Origin of the sequence: Xenorhabdus bovienii SS-2004 (genome assembly GCF_000027225.1) — a bacterium.
Taxonomy (GTDB): Bacteria; Pseudomonadota; Gammaproteobacteria; order Enterobacterales; family Enterobacteriaceae; genus Xenorhabdus; species Xenorhabdus bovienii_C.
Map to the genome: position 1 here is coordinate 2,540,356 of NC_013892.1, position 24,545 is coordinate 2,564,900.

The following is a 24,545-nucleotide window of genomic DNA, read 5'->3' on the forward strand; positions in this document are numbered from 1 at the left end:
AGGCTTACTATAACATATTTTTTATCGGATTACGGGTGATACTGGATTGACTATTCCGAGTTCTAAATTTATTGTCTTTATTACATTTAACAAACATTGTGATTACAAAAATAATGATTATGCGATTTGACAACTTGGAAACCGAACGACTGCTATTAAGAAAATTAGCTTATGATGATGCCCCTCAAATTCAGCAAAAATTCCCTCATTGGGAGGTCGTGAAGTATTTAGACAGCAATGCAGTTCCTTGGCCATATCCGGATAATGGTGCAGGATACTTTGTCAATCACATTGCTATGCCTGAAATACAAACTGAAAAAGCATGGATATGGTCAATCAGAATGAAAAGTAATCCTGATGAGCTAATTGGTGTGATCGGGTTATATGACAAACCGGACAACAATCGAGGTTTCTGGCTTTCTCCAGAATATCACGGCCGAGGATTGATGCGAGAAGCCAGCAAAAGGGTCACTGATTACTGGTTTAATGAGTTGGATCGAACCGTTCTCAGAACACTCAAAGCCAGTATTAATGAAAATTCGAGAAAAATTTCATTAGCACAGGGAATGCGCTTGATCAGCACCAGTAAAAAGCAATATGTGTCAGGTACATATGATTCTGAACTGTGGGAAATAACCAAAGATGAGTGGTGTAATAAGCCCCCTTTTCCTTGACATAAATTATCCATAAATATGTACTACAATGATGGCTTAAACGGTATCGCAATACCTGTAATCAAAAATAATGCGATGGAGAAAAAAGTATTTAATATATTGTTAGTTACGTTATTTTTTGACACTAATGAATTCTCATTAGAATCATCCAATTGGTAACAACCTTGTTCAATTTGAATAATAATGTTTTTTGCCCGTTCAATATCTGAATTATGAACCAGTAATTTAACGCCACCTAACGCCTGTGAATACATATAGTTGTTCCATACTACATTTTCATCAATCAATTCAGCGTTGATCCCTTCTGACAGCATCCTACCTAATACAATACGAGCAGCTAATGGTGAAATAAAATTTGCCAAAAATCGCATATTCCCTCGATTTGGAAAGGTATTCAACATTTGTCACCTCAGTAGTTTTCATTATAAAAACAGTATATTAAGTCATTGAAACCTAACTTCAACATCTTACCAAAATTACACCACTAAATTGATAAAGTCACGTATTCATCACTATCCCTCACGTATAATGAGAGTAAATACGTGAGGGATAGTGATGGCATTAGTTGAAGTGAAGTGTCGGTTTTGTGACCAAACCACGTCTGTTAAAAAACACGGTAAAGGAGAAGGTGGGCATCAACGATATTATTGCCAGTCCTGTCGTAGAACCTTCCAGCTCGAATACACTTACCGGGCTTGCCATTCGGGTATGAAAGAGCAAATCGTCAAGCTTGCCATGAATAACGCCGGTATTCGTGATACGGCACGGGCACTTCATGTCAGCATTAACGCTGTTGTACGCACTTTAAAAAACTCGCGCCGCGATGTGTAACCACGCTGCCGCTGGATACCCCTGAGCTTCAGCTTATCTGTGAAGTCGATGAAATGGGGTCATTCATCAGTAACAAAAAACGGCAACGCTGGCTGTGGTACGCGTGGGAGCCTCGCTTGAAACGTATTGTCGCTCACGCTTTTGGCGCTCGTAGCAAACAGACACTCAGGACGTTGCTGGAAAAGTTATCCACTTTTGATGTGGCATTCTGGTGCACCGATAATTTCGGGGCATATGACATATTGGCTGATGAGAAACATGTCACCGGTAAACTTTATACTCAACGTATTGAACGAGAAAATCTGAACCTGCGTAACAGGCTAAAGCGACTCAATCGCAAGACGCTGGGTTATTCTAAGTCAGTTGAAATGCATGACAAGATCATTGGTACATTCATCGAGCGTGAGTTCTATTATTGATGGCCAATTAACAGGTTGAATACACGACCCAAAAAAGAGGGGAACCATAGATTTTTATGCTCTCGAACAATTCTATTTACTGGCTGCCTAAATAACCGGCAACACCACTTTTGCTAACTTGTCACCGTTAACGCGACATTGCCCTTTAGTTCCCTTCTTAAACAAATCTCAGGTTTATTAATGCGACAGAACCAGTACACGTAAAACCGTCAATACATCTCCTTCAACTTAGTATATCAGGTCATAATGGGGCCTTACCACTATCTCGCTTTTTTGAAGTTGTACCGACCGGTAAAGAACAGGTGCTGCCACGCAATGTTAGCGGGAGCTGACGACCATTTTCATTTTGCTATCAATATTGCCAGTACCTGTCTACACCGTCGTCTGCCGTTGCTGGGGTTCTGATGAATTGGTCAACTCTGTCCTCATTCGTGGAAAAATGTGTTATTAGACTTTTTATGACTTGTTAACAATAATAAAGCTGATTTGTCTACTTTTTCTGGTTAAGTTATTGCAATCAAGACAACTGGAATGTCATTAACCTTGAGGCTATCTAAAGGTGTTACTTATGAAGATATGCAAGCAAGCTTTAATGCCTATCGCGATTAAATTAGCTTTGTTTTTTCCTGGAGTAAGTGTTAATGCAATAGCCGCTTCATCATGCGGTTCTTCAAATACAACGACGATTATTTCTGATAATGAGGCAGAACCCTGTAATTTATCAAATGGCGAAAATCTGACTATTAATCAAAGTGCATCCATTGATATTCCTCAAGGGCAGACAGATAACTCGGATAGATACGGCCTGAAAAAAAGTGCGGTCAATGTTGGTGGTAACAATGATGTGGCTCCTGTGACGTCTATCGATCACATTGAAAATCACGGGATTTTGAAAGGAGACAGTGGAATTACAGTAACTTATAGTGGTTCTGTTGGAAAGCTGCTTAATCATGGTGTCATAAGTGGCGCTTCAGGAGGTGTGTGGGTTTCTGGCCATATGAATACGTTAGATAATTATGGCGTAATCAAAGCCGAAAATATTGATACCGCACTCTATTCAGTCATGCTCAGTCAGGCGTTGAACCAAAAGAATGGCAGTCAAGGAAGTATTGATACCATTTTTAACCGGGAGGGGGGATCGATTGATGGAATATCTGTCAGAATGGCAAAACTTAATACGCTTGATAATCATGGGACGTTGACATCTCAGGTGAATTTTGCCGGCTCTACGGGCGGAACGCTCATTGTTGATAGTGGTGGTCATGTCGGCACTTTTAATAACTATGGATCAGTGACTGGACCCAATCATGGCATTGTAATTACAGGAGGAGGCTATCTCGAAAACGTCAATAATCAGGCCGGGAGTAAAGGTATCATGACTGGGCAGGATGCCATTCAGGTCACCGGGCAAGACACGTCTGATTCCCAAAAAAAATCATCCAACATTAAACAAATCACCAACGCTTCGTTCATACGTGGAAAGCACAATGGCATTTCTATCGACGATAAAGGAACTGTTGATACTATAACGAATTTAGATGGTGGAGTGATACAAGGGGATAAATTTTCTATAAATAATAAGGGAACCTTAATCAACGGCATTGATAATGCGGGCACGATTGACGGCGATGTTGAGCTTGGAAGCGCCAGCCTTTATATGTCTGGCCCGAATGCAATCCTTAAAGGCAATGTTTCTGGGACGAAAGATTCGGTTGTCACCATAGGGTCAAAAGATGCTATGACCAAAAATCTTAATCTTTCCTTTACTCACAACATGAATGCCGGAGCGGTTAGAATATTATCAGAAAATGCGTTAACTCTGGGTGACGGACACACAACCGGAAGCATCTTCAGTGACATAAATAATGAAGGCCGCCTTAATTTCAACCACAGCGATAAAACAACTTATAGCCATATCATAAGCGGAACAGGCTCAGTTCATCAAGTGGGGAGTGGCACAACCCTTTTGACGGGAGAAAATACCTATACCGGCGAGACAAAAATCGACTCGGGGACGTTGCAACTCGGTGATAACGGAACGACAGGAAGTATTGATAAAACTTCCAGAGTGGCAATCGGACAGTCTGGGGTGCTGGCTTTTGATCATAATAACAATATTACCTTTTCCAATAATATCTCTGGTACTGGGGGTGTGGAGCATGTTGGTAAAGGAATGACTATTCTGAGTGGTCAGAATACGTATGTTGGAAAAACTAATATCAAATCTGGCACGTTACAGTTTAACACCCGAAATAATGGGCCGGACACTCGCTTAGTTGCCATCGGGTCTGAAGGTACTCTGGCACTCAATTTGAATGGAACAAACCGTTTTGACGGTGTGATTTCCGGCAATGGTCATCTCGGGAAGATTGGTGCTGGCACCACAACACTCAGCTCGAATTCCTCTGACTTTACAGGGTCAACGGGTGTTGAGGAAGGAACCCTTATCGTTGACGGGAAACTGGGTACAGCTGCTTCGACCTTTAATGTGAAAAATGGAAGCACGGTTAATGGTTCCGGCACAATAGGCGGCACTGCAACGATTGAAAACGGGGGCCACCTTGTCGGCAAGCAGGGTGATACCTTAACATTTGGTCATGATCTTATTCTTGGCCACGGTGCAAATGTCGGTATTTCACTGGGAGCGGCGGAGACTTCTACGTCTGCGTTATTTAATGTGCGTGGCAACCTGACATTGGCAGGCACGCTTAACGTCACCAACCTTGGTGGTTTCTCAGCGGGTGAATACGATATCTTCCATTATGGCGGCACCTTAACAAACAATCGAATGACGCTCACTGGCGGAGAACCCGGAACTCTCTCTCTCGATACGAGCAGAGACAAGAAAGTTTACCTCACCAATACGGGCGGCATGCTTCTGAACTATTGGGATGGCGGAGATGCCGGCAAACATAGCAATGGTGTTGTTGACGGGGGAAGCGGCGTCTGGCAGGTCGGTGGAAGGAATAACTGGACGTCAAAAACAGGGTGGCCAAATGCCAGTTGGAGCAATGCCGATCAGTTTGCCATCTTCTCCGGTACCGCAGGAAAGGTGCAGGTTGATAATGGCGGTGGCCAAGTCACCGTCAATGGTATGCAATTTGGCACCGAGGGTTATACCCTCACCGGCGCCCCGCTGCTTTTAAAAAATGACAATACAGGCAGTGCCAAAATCCGTGTCGGCACCGGCAATCAGTCAGCGGCGGGCAGTACAGCCACGATTGAGTCAAACCTGACGGGTTCAGCGACACTTGAAACCACTGATTACGGTACTCTGGTTTTAAAAGGGAAGAACGATTACACAGGCGGCACGAAAGTGACACAGGGTATTCTTCAGCTCGGTGACGGCGGCACTACGGGGAGTATCTCTGGGGATGTTGTCACAGGAGATAAAGGTACGCTTGCCTTTAACCGTTCAAATACAGTGACATTTGGCGGTCATATCACGGGCAAGGGAAATCTGGTTCAGAACGGGGGCGGTACAACTCTTCTGACGGGCGGGAATAACTATACAGGCACGACAGAAATACAAAAAGGAACCCTTCGTCAAGGCGCAAAGGCGGCTTTCAGCACGGTTTCTTCCTATACAATCGGACAGAATGGTACGCTTGATATGGGGGGATTTAATACAACAATTTCCGCGTTAAGTAACAATGGCAGAGTGCTGGTTGGCGGAGATAATCAAACTGTAGGACGTATGTTGACAGTGGCGGGTGATTACAGTGGCAATAACGGTACGGTGAGTTTATCAACGGCATTGGCGGCTGATAACTCAAAGACTGACAAACTTGTGGTGAATGGCAGTACATCAGGTACAACGCAGCTCGCGATCAAAAATGTCGGCGGAACGGGCGCAAAAACGCAGGAAGGTATCAAGGTGATTGATGTGCAAGGTTCATCGGACGGAACTTTCAATTTAGTGGCTGACTATCATTATCAGGGAGACCCCGCCATTGTCGCGGGTGCCTATGCCTACCGTCTCTATAAGAATGGCACTGATAATTCGGATGGAAACTGGTATTTGCGATCGTCGTTAACCCGTGCAAAACCCAATCCAGAACCGGCACAACATTATCAGGCAGGGGTTAGCGTTTACGAAACTTATGGCCGGATTTTGCAGACACTGAATGCGCCGGAATCTTTGCGTGACCGGATTGGAGGACGTCAATATCCGTTGCCTGACATAGATGAGTTCAGAAGCGCCGAGGGTAAAGACAGTACAGACGAGAGTACAAACCCGACGCCCAATGGGGTATGGGGACGGCTGACCGCTTCTCACGGTAAATTGTCGCCACGTGTGACAACATCGGGTGCTGATGCGACTACCTATAACCTGTTCCGTGCTCAGATAGGTATGGACAAACGTTTTTATGAAAATAACCAAGGCTCCTTGGATGGCGGCGTTTTCCTACAATATTCGAATATTGATGCCAAAGTCGGCTCTGTGCATGGTGAAGGTGACATTCGGGCAAAGGGTTACACGGTCGGGGCGACCAGTACGTGGTACAGCAAGAATCAGTTCTATTTGGATGGGTTGGCTCAGGTGACCTACTTTAATAATGACCTGAATTCAAAGACGGCCAGCCAGCCTTTGGGCAATAATAAGTCCGCCCTGGGATATGCCTTGAGTCTGGAAGCAGGACAAGCGTTTGATTTGAGTCCGAGATGGTCACTGACTCCACAAGCACAGCTTATGTTCTCTTCTGTTAATATGAACGGATTCCATGATCCGTTTGGTGCCAGAATCCACTTTAACCAAAGTAAAAGTATGAAACTCCGTGTTGGCACGACAATAGATTACCGTCAAAAGTGGCACGACTCTCTGAGTAAAGAGGAAAAATCCACCCATTTATATGGCTTTATCAATATAAATCAGGAAGTTTTGGGGCGCAGTGACTTGACTGACGTTGCCAATGTTGGCTTTATCAGTGGTAACGACCGCACTTGGGGAGGCATGGGGACAGGCGGCTCTTACAGTTGGGGGAATGGCAAATATCTCATCCATGGTGAAATTTCAGCCAATTCTAGCCTGAATAATTTTGCTGATAGCTACGATATGAAGGCCAAAATTGGCATCAAGAGAGCATGGTGATTAAATCAGTGCCACTGTCACTAACAAAAACCGTGGGGATAATTCCCCACGATGGAAATTTCAGCGGGTTTCACTGATGGTAAGACAGGTATTTATCCTTCATGGGTCCATCCCACCAGACAGACAAAAAAGTCATTATAATCAATTGAGCCACCAAAATCCTCAAAGGCCGCACAATAGGTATATCCCAGTGTTGGAGATCCCGCACTTGGCGTTATCAGATTTGCGCTAAAGGAATTATCAAGTTTCTGACTTTCTGGACAATCAACAACGCAAATAAGCTCTCCATCCGATCCTGTATATTCAAATGAGCTGGAGTATTTATAGATTGAAGCATCGCCATCCTCATTTTTTGTCCATGTACCGTAAATAGTTCCGGTGCTTTTATCGGTTAGTGTTATTGTATAATCATAACCCGCTTCGGTCATAAAGTAATATGAGACATACCACCCGCTTTTTATTGCAACAAATGAAAGGGTTTTCGTTGCCATGATTAATATCTCCCTAATTTTTATTTGGTGTATTTTATGCTGCCGATATAATTATTGGCCGTAGCTGATATAATACAATACCCGCCTATTTTACCTTTTAGGTTTATTTTGAATTGTCCGTATTCATCTGTAGACATGGATTGTATCGTATCGGGGTTATAGCCAATGTCCAGTACGGCATTGATATTATGAGCCAAGTCTATTTTATAATAGACGGTCGCATTTTTAATTTGTTTAAGTGTCTGTTTATCGTGAACCTGAATTGTAATTATTTCATATTCTTCGCTAATTTGTTCTTTTCCTGTTATTTCTAATATTGCTTCATTTGTAGGTGAGAAATACAACTCAGTCGTATTGAGTGTAGAGCCTGATGATACTTGGATTGAGAAAAAACCATCAGCACGTGAAGTTGAACAGAAAACAACTTTTCCATCCTGATCTGTGATACAGGAAGACGGCGCAATACTCATATTATCGTTGGAGACAATGTGTATTGGCACACCGGATACCGACTTCTTTTTTTCATCTAAGGCCGTGATGAGTACAACATTCGGTGTGTAATCATTGGCCGGCATCCCATTCGTCAAAACTTCCGTTTTCAGGGAGGCAATTACCGGAAATGGTGAAGGATCTGACTTTATAATTGTGACGCTGCTGGTTACCGAATCCGATGTGTTTCCGGCACAGTCGGTGACGGTATAGAAAATATTGTAGCTACCAAGAGGAATCGTAGAAAAAGGTATGGTTATTTCATAAGCGGGATAATCTTTATTTGCATTTGTAATATAATAGAGAATTGACGATAGATATTGATTCAGATGAACAATGATAACATCACCAATATGGACGGCCTCATAGTGATTTATTTTTATCACCAGTATGGATTGATCCAATTTTGATAAGTCAATGGCTCCATCGTAACTTTGTGGTAAAAAAGGCGCAACAAGGCTGTTTTTCTTTATAGGCATACAATGACCTCTTCACAAAACAAACCATTTTATTGATAAGGGGGACATGCTAATAACAGTGGCTATCAGCATGTTAAATATTTGGGTTATTAAGGTGCAACCGTGTCGAATCCTCGGGTGAAAAGTTGCGATTTCTGATTCTGGGCAAGACGGCTATAGTCTATTGAAATCGAACCTTCAAAATCCCCCTGTATTGTGTCATAACCGAGAAGTTTATCGGCCGCGATGGTGTGCTTATAATAACCACTATCAATTTCTTTCTGTTGTACAATGTGATTTTCAGTGACCACAATTGGTAGAGGACGGGCGGGTGTTTCTGTATCGACGCAGTATGAAATATAGGCTTTAATCGTAATAGAATCACCCTCGGCTATTTTATTCAGGTCATTAGCGGTAGCGGCTACTGGCAGCCAGACCTCAATTCCTTTGTTACCGATACTGTGGATATTGATTGACTGATATATACCAATAAATAAGCCGAACTGGTCATGTACCTCTGGTGCATCTAAAGTCCGGCTTTGGTCATTAGGACTTGGGTTGTTATTGCCGCCACTATCATAACTGATGTAATTCGGTTCGGACCCAACTAAGTTGCCTCCCTGATCAAGAGCAGCATAGCTGATAAAATTGGTTCCGTTATACATATCGCTATAAGCCACTTTAAATCTAAAATATCCATCTTCGGCAACCGCTACCTCCCCGAAGATCAGGTTTTTTTTATAAATGTGTTTATCATCATCCGTCACAAATCCGATGATGAAATCACCGGGATGTAAATGATTATTCTGCGGGATCATGAAATGGAAATAATCGGGTTGATCTGGCCTTGTTAAAGTGGAGGACTGATATGTTTCCTCAATGATGGGTGGATCGAAGTCGTCGGAAACAGCAATTGGAGAAGACGTAATAAACATAACTTGTTTTTGATTGTATACCCTCCGACTGAATATTGTTTCAAACCCGATGAATTGAGCAATACCGGTAGTGGCGTATATTTTAAGGTTAACAGCCGATTTTGTTGATTTCTGGACTAAATAGTCATAATACTGTTTTTGATCATCAACTTCATAAGGCAAAATTTCAACATCGTCTACAGTAAATATCCGCACAGGACCTGTGGCACGAATCTGAATATCATATTTTGAAATTGAACCTCCGCTCACTCCCATCGGATTGATCGACGCCAGAATGAATGGATTGCTTGATGTAGGAGGAGTGCCTGATAAGCCAACGGGACTCGGGTCATACAGATAAGATGATGAACCTCTTAGCACGCAGCTATCGGGGATCAGTTCTGGGTTTTCTACAGGTTTATAGTCTACCGATCCTTTTGGACTGCTTGCTGACTTCGCGGTAAACGAGATTTTGTAATCAGCGTCAGTGTCGTCTGCAAGAAATATCATTTGTTGGATAAAATTAGTTTTAACAACGGTGCCTGGGAATTTCTTTATTAAATGTACCCCTTGTGAACTAACAATATCAATTTCTGTATTTGCACTAATATTTGTCTCACCACTCACGGTTACAGTCACCCTAAAGGGTTGGCCTTTGATAATATTAGAGAGGGTTGCAGGAAGTATATCTATCTTTCCAGCCATTATATTACTCCTTTCAAAGATTAAGGTTTATTAATAACTTATAATTGACTTTATGGTTTCAAAAGATATAATAAAGCGTTATGTTTAATTGCTTATATTTATTAAGAATAAACATTGAAATATACCCGTCGTCATTGAAGATGCTTGATTTTTCATTTGTATCAGATCATGATTGCGCCCATGAAAATTAATCTAACAGATGCCCAAAAAGACGCCCTCGAATTGATGCATGATACGACTCGCGATGGACGAGTACGTGACCGCATCAAGGCCGTGCTTTTGGCCTCAGAAGGCTGGACTGCCCAGATGATTGCTCAGGCTTTGCGGATCCATGAAAGTACGGTGAGCCGCCATCTGAAAGATTACTTCTCTGAGGAAAAACTCGCCCCTGAAAATGGGGGCTCTGAAAGCCGTTTGTCTGCCGAACAAACAACAGAATTAGTTGAGTATCTGATGGCAAATTTGATGCACACTACCGCACAAATTGTGGCCTATGTTCGGGCACGATGGCAGGTGACTTTCACTGTCGCAGGAATGACGAAATGGCTTCACCGTCAAGGTTTCAGCTACAAGAAGCCAATGGGTGCTCCGCATAAATTTGATGCGGATAAACAGCAACAGTTTATTGAAACCTACAACGCGCTGAAAGAAGAATGTGGCCAGAATGCGCCTATTTTATTTATTGATGCGGTTCACCCGACCCTGTCCACAAAATTAAGTTATGGCTGGATGAAGAGCGGGCGGAAGCACGTCAAAGTGGTTGAAACCACAGGCAGTCGTACTCGACTCAACATCATGGGTGCCCTTAATTTACAACGGATTGAAGAGACTATTGTTCGTGAATATCCGACGATTAACGCGAAAAATGTCGTCCTTTTTTTCGGCTCAATCCGGGAAACCTATCCACTTTCGCAAAAAATCCACATTATTCTGGATGGTGCGGGTTATCACCGTTCCGGAGTCGTCCAATTTTTTGCCGAGGTTTTGAATATTGAGTTGCACTACCTGCCGCCTTACAGCCCTAATCTCAACCCGATTGAGCGATTATGGAAGTATGTGAATGAGCAGGTACGAAACAATGTCTATTTTCCGGATACCAAAACATTCCGTGAAACGCTGCGCCACTTTTTTCATGTCACATTGCCAGAAAAAGCGAAAGAACTCACCACTCGGTTGACTGATAACTTCCAGATTTTAAAACCCGCATCTTCAAGTTAATTGCGTATAGAATCAATATTTATTGAATGTTATTTTATATTATTCTTAGCCAGAATCTCAGATAGAATCAATAATTGCAATACTTATAATAAAAAAAAATTAAATGCTAAAATTAATAGTGGATTAATTTTATTACTCGCATATTCATCAATGAATCATCAGTAAAGCAGATTATTTTTCCACCTTCCGTACCGGACAACCTTTATGCTTACCGTGAAATGTATGTCTGGTGATTGAGTGGTGATCTTCTTTCTTAGGGAATATCACTGGTTCAGGCCAAAGTCCGGTTGCCGTGATTCATGGCTTGAGCCACAATCACAGCCATCAGACTGTCAGCATCAGCATCCTTATTTTTTGCATAACGGGTGCGCAACGCGGTTGCATCCTGAAACGGGTGCGACCCAGGGCAATCGCATATAAATTTGCTGGGCTTTACCCAATACCGTAAGCAGATATTTGTCCTCCCAATCCGCCCGTTTACGGCGGGCTTTAATTCCTGCTTTGGTAGGGGACAACCGAAGTAAATTCAACGCGATTTTATTGAGTAATGCCATATTAGCCGCCGCATTGCCCTCCTGCATCCGCTGTTGATCTTCATTAAATGCAATGTCCAGACACCAATGGAGTTGCGTTTCTATTTGCCAGTAACTGCGGATCGCTGTCGCTGCCCGTTGAGCCTCTGTCGGACGTAAAGTGCTGATAAAATAACAGCTCTCCCGGCTCACTTCATTTCCTACATAGCGTTCGCGGATCACCCGTATTATGCTGTGTAAACCACACCAGCACGCCTTTTCCGGCAACCAATCAACATGGGTCATTTGTACTGTGCGTCGCTCAATGCGGCCATGTCCGGCATCCACGTCTTCATATTCGCTCAGGTGCTCCGGTTGGGATGAGACATAATCGAAATAATGGCTGACATCATTATACAGGCCGGGATGATTTTCTTTCAGGCTCAGTACGTAATCCGCGCCCGCTTCATGTAATTGATGAGCAATCGCTTTCTGGCATCCCATGGCATCGATAGTCACCAGACTTCCAGACAAAACCAATCGTCGAAGTAACTCAGGAATAGCGGTGATTTCATTGGATTTACTCTCCACTTTCACTTGTCCCAGAACTAAGCGATTGGTACAGGCAAAGGCGCTGACCAGATGGATTGCCGCCTTGCCGTTGGCTTTATCGAGTGACCGGCGCATGGTTTTGCCATCAATAGCGATGATATCCTGATCAACTCCTTGTGCCAGCGTAGATATCCAGGAGGTGAAACAGTCGGCAAAAGCCTGCGTATCAAGTGCAGCAAAGACACGACCAAAGGTATCGTGAGAGGGGATGCCATTAGTGAGATCAAGCAGTTGGGTAAAGAAATCCTGTTTAGATTCGCCAAACTCTTCAATTTCGACCCAACCTTCAGCGCCACAAATCACAGCGCAGATGGCGATAGTCAGGATATTTTCCAAACTATGCAACTGAGTTCGTTGAACTCGGGGATCTTCAAGTGAGGCAAAATGCTGTAACAAAGGGCTGACAGAGGACATAAGGATGGATTTAAAAGCTGCATAACGACATGAAATTAAACCATTGTCAATGAATTTTAGATGCGATTGCCCTAGTACTGTGGCTAAGGGCTATAGCTAAATCATATTAATATGACATAATATCTAACTCTAAGATAACAAGGCATAAAATGAGATGGGCTACAGCTTAGATTTTCGAAAGCGAGTACTGGCATACAAAGACAAGCATTCGTTGACTTTCGAACAAACGAGTGCCCATTTTGAGATCTCCATGCGTACCTTGTTCCGGTGGTGCAATAAAATAGAACCTTGCATGACCCGCGATAAACCCGCCACGAAAATCCCTGATAAGGTACTCATTGCAGATGTCCAAAATTTTTCTGATGACTCTCAATGGGAAAGAGCAAAACGTTTAGGTGTCTCATAATCGGCTATTCATTACGCCTTGAAACGGCTGAATATCACCCCGAAAAAAAACGCTCCAACACCCTCGCGCTGATCCTCAAGCTCGTCAGGCATTTATCGAGCACATCAGCGATGATGAACAGACTGGCAGACCCCTTGTTTATTTGGATGAAAGTGGTTTTGCTCAATCGATGCCACGTAAACAGGGGTATTCGGAAAAAGGGTTACGCTGTTTTGGTACGCATGACTGGCACGCAAAAGGCCGTCTCAACGTCATTGGCGCCATTCTCGAAAATACCTTCGTCACCTTAAGCTTATTTACCGGGAATATTAATGCCGATGTTTCTTATGCGTGGATGACGCAAGATTTGCTGCCAAAGCTTCCACACGGAGCAGTGATAGTGATGGATAATGCGCCTTTCCATAAACGGAATGACACGACACAAGCGATAGCAGACAGCAGATGTCAACTGGAATGGCTTCCCGCTTATAGTCCGGATTTAAACCCTATAGAACACAAATGGGGCGGAGCAAAAGCGATAAGGAGGCAAAAAAGATGTTCAGTTGATGAGTTGTTTACGGAGCATATTGAATAGGTCAGGTTATGTTGATTCTGCTATATCTCCGGACACTCCAGACGCATTCGTAGTCAATATTCTCTGGCGACCAACCCATTGATAATCCCTCAGACAAGATGTTTTCATGCCGGGGGTGGTATTTTCTAAACTTAAAAGCGGTCTTTTTTCGATTATTTTTCAATATTTCAGCAGACTTAGCACAATATTGTTTATTGTTTGCATTCCGTTTCAGTTCACGTGAAACCGTGCTGGAATGAACACCAAGCGATTCAGCGTTTGATGTTGTGGAAAGCCCCTGTTATACAGGGCTTGAAGCTGATATCTTTGCTCGGGAGTCAACTGTCGGTACTGTCTGGTTTGTTTATGCATATCAGGCCATGATTTCAGGTGTGAGAGCCATGAAATGTATCACAGTTGACTCACTCCTTTTAATATCCCGCCGATTGCACTTAATATGTTAACTCAGCGCATGTTGGTATCCTTTTATTGATCTGATACCGTCAATTTAGAGTAAAACTGTGACGGTCTTTTGAGTCAATTAATATAACGTATATTGCGATACCGTCAAAAATTGAATACTGAGGTGGTGTGATTTGGTGAGATACAGGGATAAAAAGACCCTGAAATCAGGGTCTTAATTAGAAAATTATGATGATTTGGGGAGGCTTGGGAAGACTCTAGATCATTCCCACTCGATCGTCGCAGGTGGCTTACCGCTGATATCATAGACTACCCGCGATATACCATTGATCTCATTAATGATCCTGTTCGACACACGACCTAAGAAATCATATGGCAGGTGTGCCCAGTGAGCAGTCATAAAGTCAATGGTTTCTACTGCACGCAGGGAAACGACCCAATCGTATTTACGGCCATCACCCATTACGCCGACAGAGCGCACTGGCAGGAATACAGTGAACGCCTGACTGACTTTATTGTACAGATCCGCTTTATGCAGTTCTTCAATAAAGATAGCATCTGCACGGCGCAGCAGATCACAATACTCTTTCTTCACTTCACCTAATACACGCACACCAAGACCTGGGCCTGGGAATGGATGGCGGTACAGCATGTCATATGGCAGACCCAGTTCCAAACCAATACGGCGAACTTCGTCTTTAAACAGCTCTTTCAGCGGTTCAACTAATCCCAGTTTCATATCGTCCGGCAGACCACCCACATTGTGGTGAGATTTGATAACGTGGGCATTGCCTGTCGCAGAAGCAGCAGATTCGATAACATCTGGATAAATTGTACCCTGTGCCAGCCATTTAACCTGAGTTTGTTTTGATGCTTCTTCATCAAATACATCAATAAAGACATGGCCGATGGTTTTACGCTTGGCTTCTGGCTCATCAATACCCGCCAACGCAGACAGGAAGCGCTCTTCTGCCTTAACATGAACGAGGTTCAGGTCGAATTTACCCTCAAACATTGCCATAACCTGATCGGCTTCATTCAGACGCAACAGACCGTTGTCTACAAAAACACAGGTCAGACGTTTACCAATCGCGCGGTTCAGCAGCAATGCGGTTACGGAAGAATCCACACCACCAGACAGTGCCAGAATAACGTGATCATCACCAATCTGCGTACGCAGGCGTTCTACAATATCGTCGATAATGGAAGCTGGCGTCCACAATACTTCACATTGACAGATATCCAGTACAAAGCGTTGTAAAATATTCAAACCCTGATGAGTATGAGTCACCTCTGGGTGGAATTGTACGCCATAAAAACGTTTTTCATCATTGGCCATAATGGCAAACGGGCAGGTATCCGTGCTGGCAACGGTGATGAAACCTTCTGGAATAGCAGTGACTTTATCACCATGGCTCATCCAAACATCCAACAAAGGTTTACCGGATTCACTCTGAACATCCTGAATGCCACGGAATAATTCACAGTCATCTTTGATTTCAACTTGAGCATAACCAAATTCGCGCTCAGTAGAATTGCCCACTTTGCCGCCCAGTTGCATGGACATAGTTTGCATACCATAGCAAATTCCCAGTACCGGCACACCTGCATGAAAGACATATTCCGGTGCACACGGGCTATTATTCTCTGTTGTACTTTCCGGCCCACCCGAAAGGATGATACCACTCGGGTTAAATTCACGGATTTGCTCTTCCGTGACATTCCATGTCCAAAGTTCACAATAAACACCAATTTCACGAATACGGCGGGCAATTAGCTGGGTATATTGCGAACCAAAATCAAGGATCAGGATGCGATGCTGGTGGATATTAGTTGTCATTTGAGGTGAATTCCAAAAACAAGTGGCAAGAAAAATAAAGAAGTCAGTGGCCCGATAGTGGGCCACCCTAAATAAATTACAAACCTAAACGATAGTTTGGTGATTCTTTGGTGATGGTCACGTCATGTACATGACTTTCCTGAATGCCTGCACCACTGATACGAACGAATTCTGCTTTAGTTCTCAGTTCGTCAATAGTGGCACAGCCTGTTAACCCCATGCAGGAACGTAAGCCACCCATTTGCTGGTGAACGATGCTTTTCAACAGGCCTTTGTAAGCCACACGGCCTTCGATGCCTTCTGGCACCAGTTTGTCTGCCGCGTTATCGGTCTGGAAGTAACGGTCAGAGGAGCCTTTGGACATCGCGCCCAGTGATCCCATACCACGGTAGGATTTGAAAGAACGGCCCTGATAGAGTTCAATTTCCCCAGGGGATTCTTCTGTACCGGCCAGCATTGACCCCACCATGACGCATGATGCGCCCGCCGCAATCGCTTTAGCGATATCACCAGAGAAGCGGATTCCACCGTCAGCAATCACAGGAATACCAGTACCTTCCAGGGCTTCCACTGCATCAGCAATCGCCGTGATTTGAGGGACACCGACACCAGTAACGATACGGGTAGTACATATAGAACCAGGGCCAATACCGACTTTCACTGCGTTAACGCCGGCTTCAAACAGTGCCTTAGCACCTTCGCCAGTCGCTACGTTACCACCAATGATTTGCAAATCAGGATATTTAGCACGAGTTTCGCGAATACGCTGCAAAACACCTTCAGAATGACCGTGGGATGAGTCGATAAGCAGGATATCCACGCCCGCAGCTACCAGCGCATCAACACGTTCTTCATTGCCAGCACCTGCACCGACCGCAGCACCAACCCGCAGACGACCCTCTTCATCTTTACAGGCGTTTGGCTTACGTTCTGCTTTCTGGAAATCTTTCACAGTGATCATGCCAAGCAAGTGGAAACTATCATCAACGACCAGTGCTTTCTCAACACGCTTTTCGTGCATTTTCTGCAACACAACTTCGCGCGCTTCACCTTCTTTTACAATGACTAGACGCTCTTTCGGCGTCATTACCGCAGTCACTGGCTGATCCAGATCAGTAACGAAACGTACATCACGGCCAGTAATGATACCTACCAGTTCGTTCTCTTCTGTCACGACAGGATAACCTGCGAAACCATTACGTTTAGTCAGTTCATGTACTTCACGCAGTGTAGTTTGTGGCGTTACAGTAACAGGGTTAGTCACCACACCACTTTCGTGTTTTTTCACGCGGCGGACTTCTTCTGCCTGACGCTCAATGGGCATATTCTTGTGAATAAAGCCGATACCCCCTTCCTGGGCCAGTGCAATTGCCAGAGCAGATTCCGTCACTGTATCCATGGCCGCTGAGAGCATAGGAACGTTCAGACGAATAGTGGAAGTTAATTGAGTGGACAGATCTGCTGTATTAGGCAGGACTGTAGAATGGGCAGGAACCAACAAAACGTCATCAAAAGTTAATGCTTCTTTTTTAATTCGCAACATGGGCAATATCTCACCAAGCTATGGGCAATAAGGCATAAAATATTGCCGCGGCATTATACAGGCCGTAATCGATTGCCTCCAGCATTTTTTAAAAAAATTTCTTGATTCGTATTCTGGGATGATTAGTATCAGTTAATTAACCTCTTGCTTTGAAATTTGATCTGGCTCACATGTCACTACCAACCAACACCGGAATTTTTTCTGTTAGTCGCCTGAATCAGACTGTCCGTCAGCTATTGGAGCTGGAAATGGGTAGAATTTGGCTAAGTGCTGAAATTTCTAATTTTTCCCAGCCTTCATCAGGGCATTGGTACTTCACGTTAAAAGATGAACGAGCACAAATTCGTGCTGCCATGTTTCGTAGCAGCAATCTGCGGGCAACATTTCGTCCACAAAATGGTCAGCAGGTGTTGGTGCGTGCACAGATTACGCTATATGAGCCACGGGGTGACTATCAACTGATTGTGGAAAGTATCCAACCTGCTGGAGATGGACTGCTACAGCAACAATTTGAGATACTGAAACAGAAACTCACCTCAGAAGGGTTATTTGATTCGATCCATAAAAAGCCACTGCCCTCACCAGCAAAACGCCTCGGTGTCATTACCTCCGCCAGTGGCGCGGCGCTGCATGATATTCTCCATATCCTGAAACGCCGAGATCCATCACTGCCAATTATCATTTATCCCACTGCGGTTCAGGGAGCTGAAGCGCCGTTACAGATTATTCGGGCGATTGAACTGGCAAATGATCGGCAGGAGTGTGATGTTTTAATTGTCGGCCGTGGCGGAGGTTCGCTGGAAGATTTGTGGTGTTTCAATGATGAGCAGGTAGCGCGGGCAATCTTCCAGAGCCGTATTCCTATCGTTAGCGCAATTGGGCATGAGACCGATGTCACAATTGCAGATTTTATAGCCGATCTACGCGCACCTACGCCTTCTGCGGCCGCTGAGCTAGTCAGTCGCAATCAAATTGAGCTGTTGAGGCAGGTTCAATCTCTGCAACAACGACTCGAAATGGCGATGGATTACTTTTTTGCCCAAAAACTGCGTATTTTTAATACGTTGCAGCATCAGCTCCAGCAACAGCGCCCTGATTTGCGGCTGGCTCGTCAGCAGAATAAATTAGTGGAATTACGTCAAAAACTGGTCGATAGCCTCCTGCGCTGTTTGAAGCAACATTTTCTTTCACATGAGAAGCTAAATCTACGACTCTTACAGACAAATCCTGAGCAGCAAATTCGGCATTATAGCCAACAGATCCAACAATATGATTTTCGGTTGAAGCAAGCGATTGAACGCCAATTAGGACATTATCGGGAGAAATTTGCGGTTTCCTGCTCCCAGCTCAATGCAGTCAGCCCACTGGCGACGCTGCAACGCGGTTATAGTATCAGTGAAACTGCGGATGGCACTTTACTGAAGGAAACTAAGCAAGTGAAAGTTGGGGATACCCTAAACACTCGATTACAGGATGGCTGGGTTAAAAGTCAGGTGATTCAAGTAAAAAGACCGACCAAGAGAGAAAAATTACAATAGATACAAAAAATAGAAATAGCGGTGATTTCCTACCGCTATTTCTATTCTATTAGAAGCGAACTTCCGCACCCATTACGTAGGTTCTGCCACGAGCAGTTTGGGTCACTGCATCATCATCTCCCATAAATGCTGAGGAATTCATACGGTTCAATGCATCAGCATAGTTTCTATTGGTCAAGTTCTGTACGGATAATTTAACAGAAATATTTTTATTGACCTGATAATCCGTGTATAAATCGACAATGGTTGGTATCTTATCATCTTTCACCATCTTTATATGACCACCATTGTTTTTATCCACCTCCATTAAAGGATCTTGGTGATAAGATTTTCCCGTATATTTCACTATAGCCCCAACACGAATTTTTTCGTCTAATAAACGAACGCCCGTATCCAATGTGATATAACGTTCTGGCAATTGAGATGCTGGACTCGCCCCAAATTCGGATGTTGCTCTGGAAGTCGGCTGTTGTGTTTTTTGCTGGCTATACGCCAATGAACTGTAGAATATACCAGCATCATAGTTTGCCGAAAGCTCGTAACCACTCATATTAGTTGGTGTTAAGTTATTGGTATAAACCATTATATTAAACGATCTTTCATGGTAATCTTTGAATTCCAATGAACCATCATCTTTGCAGATTTTTCCTGTTGCACATAGTGTATAAGATTCACTCCTAATGTAATTTTTAATCTTGGTATGGAAATATACTGCTTTCAGGCGGAACGTATCTCTTTCCACAATTAAATTTGGGCGATAGCTATTAAAACCAATTTGATAAGTATCCGCTTTCTCCCCTTTCAGGAAGGGATTTACAGAAGCCCCCGCTTCATTGGAATAAAAAACCTCCTGTGCATTTGGTGTTCGCATTGAATGGGCGTAACTTATAAATGGCTGGAATGCAGGGATGATTTCTGCGGATAATAAAATTCCCGGATTAAATCCACGCGATTTTATATTCAATAATGATCTTCCCTGTGGAAAACAATCTAATATCTCATCACAAGCTGGTTTTATTCCTTTTAAGCTGGAATCTAGATAATTTAGTCCCAGATCTGCGGTATAAATATCGTGTTCAACTTTTAACTTGCTATAAATACTGGTAGTATTCTGTTTCCCGCTTGGGGAAAATACGTTATTATCTTCTGTAGATACATACTCTTTCCCATCACCGAAATCAATACCCGTTCTCTTGCGATATTCATTACGTATCAATTTGCTACCAAGCGTAAACGCAAAATCGGTATCACCGTAATTAAATCGACTGGTGTTTTTGATATCAATGGCATCAGATTTATTACGTGATTCACTTCTGCTTAGTCCAGCCAAAGCGCCACCTTGAACGTCTTGAATACTATTTCCTGTACTGAGCAAAATTCTTGTGTCAATTAATTCACTAAATGGTGTGTAATGATATTTCAAATAATAGTCATAACTATCAATATTACGTTTATTAAATTTATTGTGATAAAAACGCCCGCTTAACTCCAGATCATGAAAATCATTGGGTTTGATATTTATTTTCATCAGTTGAGATTTTGGCTTTTGTTTAAATGAATCTCTTGTACCAAATTCATTACTACTAACACCCATAGCATTTTTATAATGTGCATCAATACTGTGCCCACTAACAGCAAACATTGCACCAAGGGAACCTTCTGGACTAAATGTTTGTATTTTTCCTGCAACCGCCATCATTCCACTTTTGCCAATACCATTGTTACCGTATGCCCATTTAGTACGCACTCCTAGTTTACTCCCTTCAAAGATGACATCATCGACACCAATGGTACGGAAGTTAGCACTTCCCACCAACGCATTGACTGAGTCAGAATCACTGGATTGCCCACGATCAATATCTGTTCGTATAATAAAATTAGGATCAAGCAACACACCAAATTGGTTATAAGGCTGCGCCCCATGCCCATATTCACTCGGCGAAGTACCATAAAAACTCTGACTGACACCATCTACCATCATATTGACGCGGCCAAAACCACTTAACCCACGGATATTAACACTTATAGTTCCCTGACTTGCATCCATCTGAGTATAAGTCCCCGGCAGGCTGCGCAGGACGCTGTCCATCGATTCCAGCTTATTATCTTCCCCGACAGAACTATAAGCGCCGGGTTTTTCCATTGCTTCAACCTGTGGGGAATTATTATCTTGAGCACCTGAAACTTTCAGGCTGCTAAAGCGCATAACTTTTTCTTTTTTATTGTCACTCGCATTTTCAGCATGAGCTATCCCCTGAAGCCCAATAAGTATTGCACTGGCTCCCGCTATTTTTGCCACAATTTTCATTAACATCACATCCTAAATAAAATAATACTGATGAATACTCATATTGCTTCGCAAATTTGGCGATAAAATACCCATGACACTGATAACAAATTATCAGCGCCTTGGGTTATAAATATATTTTTTATTAGTCTTTTAGTTGTGGAAAATAAACTTTGGTATCATCCAACATTAAAAGAAAACTATAATCAAAGGCAATATCATTCAAGCGATTAAAACGCCCTGGTTTTCCACCATGCCCGGTATCCATATTCGTTTCCAGTAATAAGAGACTATCCCCCTGCTTTATTTCCCTTAATTTAGCCACCCATTTTGCAGGCTCCCAATATTGCACCTGAGAATCATGCAAACCCGTCGTAACCAATAAATGAGGATAATGCTGATGTTTGACATTATCATAAGGGCTATAGGACTTAATGCGGAAGTAATCTTCTTTGTTATTTGGATTGCCCCACTCTTCATATTCACCCGTCGTCAATGGAATGGATGGATCAAGCATTGTGGTCACAGCATCCACAAAAGGGACTTTTGCAATCACTCCGCGATAGAGTTCCGGAGCCTGATTGATCACCGTTCCCATCAATAAACCGCCTGCGCTGCCACCTTCGGCATATACGCGCTGGCTGTCACCATACCCGTCAGCAAGCAATGTTTGGGTCGCATCAATAAAGTCATGGAAACTGTTCATTTTGTTTTCGACTTTACCTTGCAGATACCAGTTCTTACCCAATTCACCACCACCACGCACATGTACCAAGGCATACACGAAGCCACGCTCCAGCAAACTCAGCAGCGGAGAGCTGAAATAAGGGTCCATACTGATACCATAAGAACCATAACCGTAAATCAAGATTGGATTTTCACCTTTCTTAAATAATGACTTACGGTATACCAGAGAAACCGGTACTTCTACACCATCGCGGGCTTTTACCCAAATACGCTGGCTTTCATAGTTCTCTTTATCGAACCCTTTCACTTCCTGCTGTTTCAGTAACTCACGTTCACCTGTTTGCATATTCCACTGGAATACCGAACTGGGTGTAGTCATGGAGGAATAACTATAGTGCAGTAAATCAGTATCGGGTTCCGGGTTATAGTCTAACGATGCCATATATGCAGGTTCGTCAAACTTAACGCGTTTTTCCTGCTGGGTTTTCCAATCAATCTGGCGAATTGTTGACAATCCTTTGGTACGCTCTTGCACTACCAGCCAGTGATTGAACAGGGCAAAATTTTCCAGATCAGTCTCTTCCTGAGGTGCAATCACCGTCTTCCACGGCTTATTAATAGCGTCTGCTCGATATAAGCCAAACAATGGATGCTCATGGTTGGAACGGATATAAAATTGTCCACGGAAATGATCGAGATCATATTCACGCCCAGCCTGACGAGCGGAAAAAATCTGAGTTTCTGATTGAGGATTATTGGCATCAATCAGCCGATATTCCGAGGTCGTACTGCTGGTAATAGAGATCAGAATATAGTCAAGCGAGGTGCTTTCTGATATTCCCAGATAAAAGCGGTCATCATCTTCCTGATAGATTTTTTTATCCTGTTGGATATCAGTGCCATATTGATGACGGAATAATTGATAAGGCAACAGAGTCTGTGGATCTCTACGCACATAAAACAGCGTACTACCATCATTTGCCCACACAATATTGCCAGATGTGTTTTCAATGACATTGTTCTGCCATTCACCATCATCTAAATTTTTAAATGAAACCTGATAATTGCGGCGACCTTGAGTATCTTCTGCCACAGCTATACGCTTGTTGTCCCGCGTAACCGCAAATCCACTGACTCGATAAAACTTATGGCCTTTTGCCCGCTCATTGCCATCAACCATCACCTGCCAGTCGGTTGAATTATCGACAGGTTTACGCTGATAGATCGGAAAATCTTTCCCTGCCTCATAAACGGTACGATAAACATACCCATTATAGGTATAAGGAGCTGACTGGTCTTCTTTACTCATTCTGCCAGCCATTTCGTTATACAGTGTTTCCCGTAATTCCTGGCCTGATTTCAGCATCTGCTCGGTATACGTATTCTCAGCCGTCAAATAATCAATAACGTCTTTATCCTGACGAGTGTCATCGCGCAGCCAGTAATAATTGTCAACGCGGGTATCACCGTGGAACGTCATCTTATGTGGCTGTTTTGTGGCCATAGGTGGCACCATATTTTTCTCCATTGCAATAGTGGCAAAACTGTTACACAGCAAACTACCACCTAGTAGAAAGCTGCGCACTACCCTTTTTGTTTGAGGTGAAAATACCGTTTTATGCTGTAACATGCCATTCATCCTGTATTTTTACTGAGATAAATAAAAATCAATCGGTAGTTCAACTGTCACCCTGCCATTGGTTAAAATAACGTCAGGTGGTAAAGGTAAGGGTTGTGCCCTCTCCAACACGAGCCTTGCTTCCCGGTCGAGTGAGTTCGTCCCCGAACGTTGTATTAATTCACTATCAATCACAGTACCCAACTGATTAACTGTGAATTTTACCATCGGTCGCCCTGTTCGATTTCTTCTCTGGGCATCCGGCGGATATTTCTTATAGCGATTTAAATGCCCACTGACCTCAGCCTGCCAAATAGCTTTGGCATCAGCAATGGCATCGGAATTACTTTCATAAGATGCAGCTGTACGAGAGGCTATGTTATCTGCCGTCGCACTACTGGTTGTTGGTGCAACACTACTGCGGGATTTTTCACTTTCCCGTTCTTTTGCCTTCACACGCTTAACAGGCTGTGTTTTTTTAGGGATCTCTTGCTCTTTCTGCTTTTTCTTTGGTTTATGTACCAAAACATGGGCATTCTCATTTACGTCTAATTTTGGCATGTTGACTTCATCAACCTGACTTTCCTGTTGCTGGCTAGCAACAGACAATTGCTGTTCAATTCCAATAGGTTGATTCTGTATCTTGTGTATCGCTTCTGTCTGCAATGACAACTCCACCATAACCGCTGGCGGAGGCAGAAACTCCTCAATATCAATGTTCTCGGGTGTATAAATGAACCAACCCACCAGCAAAGCATGGAGAGTGATCGCAGCGAGAAAGGATTTTGTCACGTGACCAACGTGAGTGGTTTGATACGTGG

General features: G+C 43.4%; 16 protein-coding genes and 1 pseudogene. 7 read left to right on the forward strand and 10 right to left on the reverse strand.

The window, feature by feature from the left end; translation table 11 throughout:
- The first annotated feature begins 119 nt into the window (after positions 1-119).
- Positions 120-674: a GNAT family N-acetyltransferase gene (locus tag XBJ1_RS10885; RefSeq protein WP_038198920.1), complete on the forward strand. Its 555-nt coding sequence runs from the start codon at positions 120-122 to the stop codon at positions 672-674.
- A gap of 23 nt (positions 675-697) precedes the next feature.
- On the opposite strand, the gene XBJ1_RS10890 is transcribed toward XBJ1_RS10885, so the two are convergent.
- Positions 698-1,075: a hypothetical protein gene (locus XBJ1_RS10890; protein WP_012988998.1), complete on the reverse strand. Its 378-nt coding sequence runs from the start codon at positions 1,073-1,075 to the stop codon at positions 698-700.
- A gap of 154 nt (positions 1,076-1,229) precedes the next feature.
- Here XBJ1_RS10890 and XBJ1_RS20810 point away from each other — a divergent pair.
- Positions 1,230-1,924 (forward strand): IS1 family transposase gene (locus XBJ1_RS20810; protein ID WP_143827664.1). Its coding sequence is split into 2 segments (ribosomal slippage): positions 1,230-1,479 and positions 1,479-1,924, totalling 696 coding nucleotides; the frame shifts between segments, so codons are not numbered across the junction.
- A 568-nt stretch (positions 1,925-2,492) separates the two neighbouring features.
- Entirely contained in the window at positions 2,493-7,016 is a 4,524-nt protein-coding gene (locus XBJ1_RS10905) for an autotransporter outer membrane beta-barrel domain-containing protein (RefSeq protein ID WP_012989001.1), read from the forward strand.
- Between the two features lie 92 nt (positions 7,017-7,108).
- On the opposite strand, the gene XBJ1_RS10910 is transcribed toward XBJ1_RS10905, so the two are convergent.
- From XBJ1_RS10910 to XBJ1_RS10920, 3 genes are all read right to left on the reverse strand, one after another.
- Positions 7,109-7,507, reverse strand: a complete 399-nt coding sequence (locus tag XBJ1_RS10910) for a hypothetical protein (protein WP_012989002.1) — start codon at positions 7,505-7,507, stop codon at positions 7,109-7,111.
- A gap of 20 nt (positions 7,508-7,527) precedes the next feature.
- Positions 7,528-8,475: an Ig-like domain-containing protein gene (locus XBJ1_RS10915; RefSeq protein WP_012989003.1), complete on the reverse strand. Its 948-nt coding sequence runs from the start codon at positions 8,473-8,475 to the stop codon at positions 7,528-7,530.
- Positions 8,476-8,564: 89 nt separating this feature from the next.
- Entirely contained in the window at positions 8,565-10,073 is a 1,509-nt protein-coding gene (locus tag XBJ1_RS10920; protein WP_012989004.1) for a hypothetical protein, read from the reverse strand.
- Between the two features lie 180 nt (positions 10,074-10,253).
- Here XBJ1_RS10920 and XBJ1_RS10925 point away from each other — a divergent pair, with 180 nt between their 5' ends.
- Complete coding sequence (locus XBJ1_RS10925) at positions 10,254-11,291, forward strand: IS630 family transposase (protein ID WP_041573280.1); 1,038 nt, start codon at positions 10,254-10,256, stop codon at positions 11,289-11,291.
- A gap of 347 nt (positions 11,292-11,638) precedes the next feature.
- Here XBJ1_RS10925 and XBJ1_RS10930 read toward each other — a convergent pair whose 3' ends face one another.
- A complete protein-coding gene (locus XBJ1_RS10930; RefSeq protein WP_012989005.1) occupies positions 11,639-12,829 on the reverse strand; it encodes an ISAs1 family transposase in 1,191 nt (396 codons plus the stop codon).
- 154 nt (positions 12,830-12,983) lie between these two features.
- Between XBJ1_RS10930 and XBJ1_RS10935 the strand changes: the two are divergent.
- Positions 12,984-13,307, forward strand: a pseudogene (locus tag XBJ1_RS10935) (IS630 transposase-related protein).
- Positions 13,267-13,809, forward strand: coding sequence for an IS630 family transposase (locus XBJ1_RS10940; RefSeq protein WP_155270707.1), 543 nt, complete (start codon positions 13,267-13,269; stop codon positions 13,807-13,809). The pseudogene XBJ1_RS10935 and the gene XBJ1_RS10940 overlap by 41 nt, the downstream one beginning before the upstream one ends.
- Before the next feature lie 664 nt (positions 13,810-14,473).
- On the opposite strand, the gene guaA is transcribed toward XBJ1_RS10940, so the two are convergent.
- Together guaA and guaB are read right to left on the reverse strand one after the other, a co-directional pair.
- Positions 14,474-16,051, reverse strand: a complete 1,578-nt coding sequence (gene guaA / locus XBJ1_RS10945) for a glutamine-hydrolyzing GMP synthase (protein ID WP_012989008.1) — start codon at positions 16,049-16,051, stop codon at positions 14,474-14,476.
- A 76-nt stretch (positions 16,052-16,127) separates the two neighbouring features.
- Entirely contained in the window at positions 16,128-17,594 is a 1,467-nt protein-coding gene (gene guaB / locus XBJ1_RS10950; protein ID WP_012989009.1) for an IMP dehydrogenase, read from the reverse strand.
- 170 nt (positions 17,595-17,764) lie between these two features.
- Between guaB and xseA the strand changes: the two genes are divergently transcribed.
- Positions 17,765-19,132 carry an exodeoxyribonuclease VII large subunit gene (gene xseA, locus XBJ1_RS10955; RefSeq protein ID WP_012989010.1) on the forward strand — a complete coding sequence of 456 codons (1,368 nt, stop codon included), beginning with the start codon at positions 17,765-17,767 and terminating at the stop codon, positions 19,130-19,132.
- Positions 19,133-19,181: 49 nt separating this feature from the next.
- Here the strand turns inward: xseA and XBJ1_RS10960 are convergent, their stop codons facing one another.
- From XBJ1_RS10960 to XBJ1_RS10970, 3 genes are all read right to left on the reverse strand, one after another.
- Positions 19,182-21,446 carry a TonB-dependent receptor domain-containing protein gene (locus XBJ1_RS10960; RefSeq protein WP_038198934.1) on the reverse strand — a complete coding sequence of 755 codons (2,265 nt, stop codon included), beginning with the start codon at positions 21,444-21,446 and terminating at the stop codon, positions 19,182-19,184.
- Positions 21,447-21,564: 118 nt separating this feature from the next.
- Entirely contained in the window at positions 21,565-23,736 is a 2,172-nt protein-coding gene (locus XBJ1_RS10965; protein WP_012989012.1) for a S9 family peptidase, read from the reverse strand.
- An 18-nt stretch (positions 23,737-23,754) separates the two neighbouring features.
- Positions 23,755-24,516 (reverse strand): energy transducer TonB family protein, encoded by a 762-nt coding sequence (locus tag XBJ1_RS10970; protein ID WP_232503278.1) that lies wholly within the window; start codon positions 24,514-24,516, stop codon positions 23,755-23,757.
- Positions 24,517-24,545: the final 29 nt, after the last annotated feature.

What these genes read in the sequence shown, in the direction of transcription:
- guaA (WP_012989008.1), bottom strand. Translation starts at nt 16,051, where the DNA reads ATGACAACTAATATCCACCAGCATCGCATCCTGATCCTTGATTTTGGT.
- XBJ1_RS10925 (WP_041573280.1), top strand. Translation starts at nt 10,254, where the DNA reads ATGAAAATTAATCTAACAGATGCCCAAAAAGACGCCCTCGAATTGATG.
- XBJ1_RS10910 (WP_012989002.1), bottom strand. Translation starts at nt 7,507, where the DNA reads ATGGCAACGAAAACCCTTTCATTTGTTGCAATAAAAAGCGGGTGGTAT.
- XBJ1_RS10890 (WP_012988998.1), bottom strand. Translation starts at nt 1,075, where the DNA reads ATGTTGAATACCTTTCCAAATCGAGGGAATATGCGATTTTTGGCAAAT.
- guaB (WP_012989009.1), bottom strand. Translation starts at nt 17,594, where the DNA reads ATGTTGCGAATTAAAAAAGAAGCATTAACTTTTGATGACGTTTTGTTG.
- XBJ1_RS10905 (WP_012989001.1), top strand. Translation starts at nt 2,493, where the DNA reads ATGAAGATATGCAAGCAAGCTTTAATGCCTATCGCGATTAAATTAGCT.
- XBJ1_RS10915 (WP_012989003.1), bottom strand. Translation starts at nt 8,475, where the DNA reads ATGCCTATAAAGAAAAACAGCCTTGTTGCGCCTTTTTTACCACAAAGT.
- xseA (WP_012989010.1), top strand. Translation starts at nt 17,765, where the DNA reads ATGTCACTACCAACCAACACCGGAATTTTTTCTGTTAGTCGCCTGAAT.
- XBJ1_RS10920 (WP_012989004.1), bottom strand. Translation starts at nt 10,073, where the DNA reads ATGGCTGGAAAGATAGATATACTTCCTGCAACCCTCTCTAATATTATC.
- XBJ1_RS10960 (WP_038198934.1), bottom strand. Translation starts at nt 21,446, where the DNA reads ATGTTAATGAAAATTGTGGCAAAAATAGCGGGAGCCAGTGCAATACTT.
- XBJ1_RS10885 (WP_038198920.1), top strand. Translation starts at nt 120, where the DNA reads ATGCGATTTGACAACTTGGAAACCGAACGACTGCTATTAAGAAAATTA.
- XBJ1_RS10930 (WP_012989005.1), bottom strand. Translation starts at nt 12,829, where the DNA reads ATGTCCTCTGTCAGCCCTTTGTTACAGCATTTTGCCTCACTTGAAGAT.
- XBJ1_RS10965 (WP_012989012.1), bottom strand. Translation starts at nt 23,736, where the DNA reads ATGTTACAGCATAAAACGGTATTTTCACCTCAAACAAAAAGGGTAGTG.